Source organism: Bacillus sp. BB081, from assembly GCF_008368895.1.
GTDB classification, from domain to species: domain Bacteria; phylum Bacillota; class Bacilli; order Bacillales; family Bacillaceae_G; genus Bacillus_A; species Bacillus_A wiedmannii.
In genome coordinates, this window is sequence record NZ_QOZX01000130.1 from 1 (window position 1) to 5,239 (window position 5,239).

5 protein-coding genes and 2 pseudogenes are annotated in these 5,239 nt (G+C 32.6%); 6 read left to right on the forward strand and 1 reads right to left on the reverse strand.

What is annotated here, in order from left to right:
* The first annotated feature begins 94 nt into the window (after window positions 1-94).
* From DN394_RS28555 to DN394_RS28580, 6 genes and pseudogenes are all read left to right on the forward strand, one after another.
* On the forward strand, window positions 95-1,276 hold the full coding sequence (locus tag DN394_RS28555; protein ID WP_001288642.1) for an alpha/beta hydrolase family protein: 1,182 nt from the start codon (window positions 95-97) through the stop codon (window positions 1,274-1,276).
* A 12-nt stretch (window positions 1,277-1,288) separates the two neighbouring features.
* Window positions 1,289-1,672, forward strand: coding sequence for a hypothetical protein (locus tag DN394_RS28560; protein WP_000968638.1), 384 nt, complete (start codon window positions 1,289-1,291; stop codon window positions 1,670-1,672).
* A 195-nt stretch (window positions 1,673-1,867) separates the two neighbouring features.
* Window positions 1,868-2,038: pseudogene (locus tag DN394_RS29680) on the forward strand (pentapeptide repeat-containing protein); the annotation flags it as partial.
* 193 nt (window positions 2,039-2,231) lie between these two features.
* The gene (locus DN394_RS28570; protein WP_000904322.1) at window positions 2,232-2,690 is read left to right on the forward strand and encodes a toxin-antitoxin system YwqK family antitoxin; all 459 of its coding nucleotides are present in this window, start codon (window positions 2,232-2,234) and stop codon (window positions 2,688-2,690) included.
* Between the two features lie 185 nt (window positions 2,691-2,875).
* A complete protein-coding gene (locus DN394_RS28575) occupies window positions 2,876-3,364 on the forward strand; it encodes an SMI1/KNR4 family protein (protein WP_000039950.1) in 489 nt (162 codons plus the stop codon).
* A gap of 83 nt (window positions 3,365-3,447) precedes the next feature.
* A pseudogene (locus DN394_RS28580) lies at window positions 3,448-3,678 on the forward strand (hypothetical protein); the annotation flags it as partial.
* Between the two features lie 237 nt (window positions 3,679-3,915).
* Here DN394_RS28580 and DN394_RS28585 read toward each other — a convergent pair.
* On the reverse strand, window positions 3,916-4,533 hold the full coding sequence (locus DN394_RS28585) for a DUF4241 domain-containing protein (RefSeq protein WP_000040614.1): 618 nt from the start codon (window positions 4,531-4,533) through the stop codon (window positions 3,916-3,918).
* Window positions 4,534-5,239 lie beyond the last annotated feature (706 nt).

A 5,239-nucleotide genomic window follows, 5' to 3' on the forward strand; every position in this document is an offset into this window, starting at 1 on the left:
AATAATGGATAAAATAATTAACAATTTCTTTTTCATTTAAAATCCCCTTGTATTTGAATATAGTTAAAATATACCATGAAACGAGTTGAAACATATGAGTGAATTCAAAAAAAATCCAATTGCGACAGATGAAGATTATTTCGAGTTATCAAGTAACGTTTATGACGATGATTCTTTACACAAAGGAGCGGAAATAAAAGGGGTCGATGGTAAGAAATGGGTAGTTATAGAATCAATTGATGCAGATTGTCAAAAAGTAAAAAATGGATTAGAAGCTATCGCAGTAGTACCAGCAGACAAATATGATGAAAATGCAACACATTATGATGATATAATCCTAGCATTTCGTGGAACAGAGCCTACGCAATTAGCAGATTTCGAAACAGATATCGATCAGATTACGTTTGGAATTAAAACACATTCTAAAGTAATTACTCCAAGTAACAGTCAAACTATAAAACCTGATTCTGAAACATCATTTGATACTGGATTAAAATGGGCAAAAAATGACATCGTAGCAAAATATAACCCTTCTTCTCTTCATACTACTGGACATAGTAAAGGTGGTGCAGAAGCGGACCTTATCGCTGCAGAATTAGATTGTTATGCAACTACATGGGCTGCACCGAATCCCTATGGTGTACTAAGTCCTGAAGCAAAAAAACGAGTAAATGAAGGAAAAATGGAAAATAAAGCAACTGATTATACACATGAAAATGACCCGATTGGTAACCACACTCAATTCGGTGCATCTCTAATTGGTAAGCAATACACAGTGAGACAGAACGATACAAAACAAGGACTTTTTACACGTTTAACTATGGACGGACACGGCAGAGATACATTTATGGGATCCTTTCATTCAAATGGAAGCCCCATATTAAAATTAGAACCTGAAGATATTATAAAACAAGCAAAAAAAATTCAAACACTCAGCAATCGATTATCAGATATAGCAAAAAATATAGAAGAGTTTCAAAGAAGAGAAGCTGAAGCGGTTCAAAAGTTGAAAAGTCAATTAAAATATGAAACAGGGCCAGGTGGGAAATATCATCTATTAGAAGCATACGAAATAGATGAAGCCATCTCACGAATTGCTAAAACGAAAGAAGGTGGAAATGACTATTTTCACGATGTACACATGGCAGAAGAATTAATTCATCTTTTAAGAAAAGAACAAAAAAGTTTAAGTAGATTTGGGGACGAAATTAGTGATGCAGCAAATTCACTTAGGGATAAAGATAATCAATTAGCGGGGAACTTTCAGTTTAGATAAGGAGAGAATTATATAATGGATTTTATGGGGGAAATTAAAAAGATAGAAAAGCAAATCGAAAGTGTTACAGGAGATTTAGCGGATCAGGTAGTTGAGGAGTTACAAGCTGCTAAAAAACAGATTGAAAGAGAAATGCAGCGTATGATGTTAAAAACAGAAGTAGGGTTTAAATCAATAGACATTATAAAAGAAGATACATATGCTCTTCAAAAAAACATAGGGGCATTTCATGAATTACAAACAAGTCTAAGAGATATAGCAGCAGAATTAGAGAAAAGTTTTGAAAGTAAAACTGGCAGTAAAATCAATGAAGAATTAAAAAAATATGAAAAACAAATTAACAACAACATTTTTAATGAACATGTTCACTTAGCAAACAGTTGTGGGAAAAAATAAGAGAAGAGGAAAAACTAAAGATAGTTTCTATTACTTTAATTTACTGAAAGAGATGCACTATGTAAATGTGAGGTTTGAATTGAACAGAAAAGTATGTCTAGTGATAAGTTATATGAATGAATAGATAATACAAATTGTATAGAAATATATGAGTTCGTTGAAGGTGAGAGTGAATTAAGGGGAAAGGCTAGAGTAGGAAATTTTGAAAAAGCATATTTGGGAAATGTAAATTTAACAGGAGCGATCCTTTTAAATGGGGATTTTACGGATGCGAATTTCACTGGTGCTAAACTTGACGGTACAGTTTGGAAGGGAGCAAAGATAGAAGGAGCCAAGTTTGAAGGAAGTATGAAAAAGCAAATATGAAATATGGTGAGAAGTAAATGAATTTTGAACATTTAAAGGCCTATGATGGATAGCATACGTTATAAACGAATATTAGAAAATATCTCTCATTGTATATAGAAATTACATAATAAAAATAGAAGTATATTACGATAAAAACTTACTTTTACATAACAGCTTATCCATTAGCTAATATTGTAAAGGAGGATTGAAAATGTTAATTGATGTGTTAACGAAGGAGTACATAATACAGAATGGCCTTGAGTTTGAAGAGTGTTTAGAATATGGGGGACCTTATGGGGTAGGAATAGTAGAGTGTGCGGATGATGGTAAAGAAAAATTGTTTACTGGCTTAGCTTATGATGTTTATGAGAATGGAAATATAGAATGTTATTTCTATGTAGAAAATGGTGTTAAACAAGGAGAGTATGTGGAGTTGTATATGGATGGAAATATAAAAAGAATCAGCAATATGAATAGAAGCACGGTTGAAGGCTACCATGTTGAATTTTTTCAAAACGGAATGAAGAAGCATGAGTCTGAATGTATTGCGGGACGTGAAATGACTTTTAAAAAGTATGATGAACAAGGGAATATTGTAGAACAAAAAATAGAACCAACTGAATTCGATATATTATATGCGAAAAAATTCAGTAGCGGTTTAAACAAGTAAGAAGCACTATATTAAAAATATTGAAGATTAATAAAATAACGAATTATCATTCGATTGAGAGATAGTTGTAGAAAGATATATAGGAAATGTGAAGAGGTATCGAAATATAGAAGTATGTTTATGGTGCGAACAAACAAATATAAATGAGAAAAAAGACTTGAGGAGATTCAGTGGGGTGGTAGGAGATGAGTAAATTAGAATGGAGATCACCAGATAAGCCTTTATTGCGAGAAAATGTAAAGAATGTGGAAAAGGAGTTGGGCATTCATTTTCCTTTAGATTATATAGAATGTGTAATGAAGAATAACGGAGCACATGTTAGCCCAGAAGTATTTGAAGTTGAGGGGAAGAGAAAAGTTTTTGGTACATTACTAACTTATGATATGGATGATGATGAAAATATTATTGAGGTATTCTATGACTATAATGACACATTACCGAGTGAATTGGTGCCATTCGCATTTGATCCATCAGGAAATTTAATTTGCTTTGATTATAAAAATCATGAAGAAGATCCAATTGTCGTCTTTTGGGAACATGAGGGGGCATGGGAAAAGGAAGCATTGATGGAAAGTGAAGGGATTACGGCTGAAGAAGTAGAGGAAGTAGCGAGAGAAAATGTATTCTATATTGCTAATAATTTTACGGAGTTTTTAAATAAGCTACATGATTAATAGTGGGAAAGGATTCAAATTTATCTGGCAGTGATAAATGAAAATAGTTACATAACCTCGTTCCTAATAAAGTGGGGATTAAAATGAAACCGAATAATTTTACAATCGCAATGTATCCTACAGTAGCATTTAAAGAAGAAGAGATATTAAATCGTTTTCTAGATGTATTTGAGTCAAACGAAAAATTCGCTCCTACTCATTGGGGAAACTGTGAAACGGTGCAGGTAGAATATAATCGCCAGGAAATCATAGAAAAAGTAATTTTGGAGCAAAGGGTATTTGAAGTTCATTTGTATCGCGATAAAACAGTGCACTAGTAACCCTAAAATCAACCATTATGTATAGAGTTAATAAATTATTTAAATAAAAACCTGTTAATAAACAACTAGAATTAATGAAGGGTTATATTCACTTAAGAATATAACCCTATTTATCAGAACCAGTAGTACATAAGGAGATTATCCCACGGGTTATTTACAAATATTAGACGAGGAATATTTGACGCTGTAAAAGAAAAAATATTGATTCTTATATCATTATTGATGTTGTCCTCAATTTTCCTCATGTAGCACTCGAAAATCAGTAACAAGTGAAACGATTTTTCCTGCTTCATCGATTCCCCAATAGGAAGGGTAAAATCCATCTCCATAACCTGAATGGAATATAATGATATTACTTCCTGTTTCCTCACACACCACGCAATTTCCCCAATCTTCATCATGTTCTGTTAGTATGTCATCTATAAGATCATCATACAAACTAGTAAATTCTTCTCCTAGTTCTTGTTGTAACCTGTCTTCTATTTCTTCTAACTTACCAATTGCTTCAACATCTGCAAAGCACCCTAAGCCTGTATCAACTGGGTAACCAAAAATATATCCGTCTTCCAGTTCACTTACATTTTGTCCTGGTTTTGTTGCCATCTTCCATCCTACCGCTTTTGACTTCGACAATTTCAATTCAGCACCAGCAATGACTCCATCTTCCTTATGCCACCAAGCAACAATTGGATATGTACCTGGCTGAATTGTTTGTTCGAAGTGATTTTCATTAAAAATAAGAGGATCACAAGCAACAATTTTACCTGAAGTAACTTTCAACTGTTCTAGTGCTTCGGAACGCAGGGCCTCACTATCCGGTTTAGATAATTCACGTAATAACTTTGACATAATGTTTCTCTCCCTTTCCTTTTAAAATATTTGTTGGTGCTGCCTCCCATATATTTTTACATGAGTTACATTTGTGTTCTGTGGTATTTCTAGCGCCTTTGTATGTTCCTATAACTTCGATATTATCGCCATGAACTTCTAAAACCTCTGCGGCATATCGTACCCGCATTTTTCTAATAGTTCCGCAACATATTCTTCATGCGTTTTACGTTTTCGGATACATTGCTCCCCCGTACAAGTGTAGATGGAACAAACCTTTATTCATTAAAAAATATAACAAATGAATTTGACTTTAAAATTAGACCCAGTTTTGAGGATGTAAATAATAATCCACCCGTCGATTATATTATTTTAAGGGTAAAAATGCATTAATTATAAATTCAATAAAAGAAGATCGAACTAGATAGTCTTTCTAGATTGATCTTCTTATTTTATATTCTCAAAGGATATTCCCCTTCACTGCAACTCATTGCAATATGTCTACTTCTGTGACACATTACACAATTGTACAGAGATAATGAAGTAATATGAAAAATAATATAAAGATTTTAATTTAATCCTATATATTTTTTATAAATTCTAAAAGTAAATCCCTTATTTTTGGTATGATTGACAGAGACTATTTAATTTCTTATGAATATTCTTGAAAAGGGAGTGATGCTGTATGAAATCAATAAATGTAAATGGGAATATATATCATATTGAA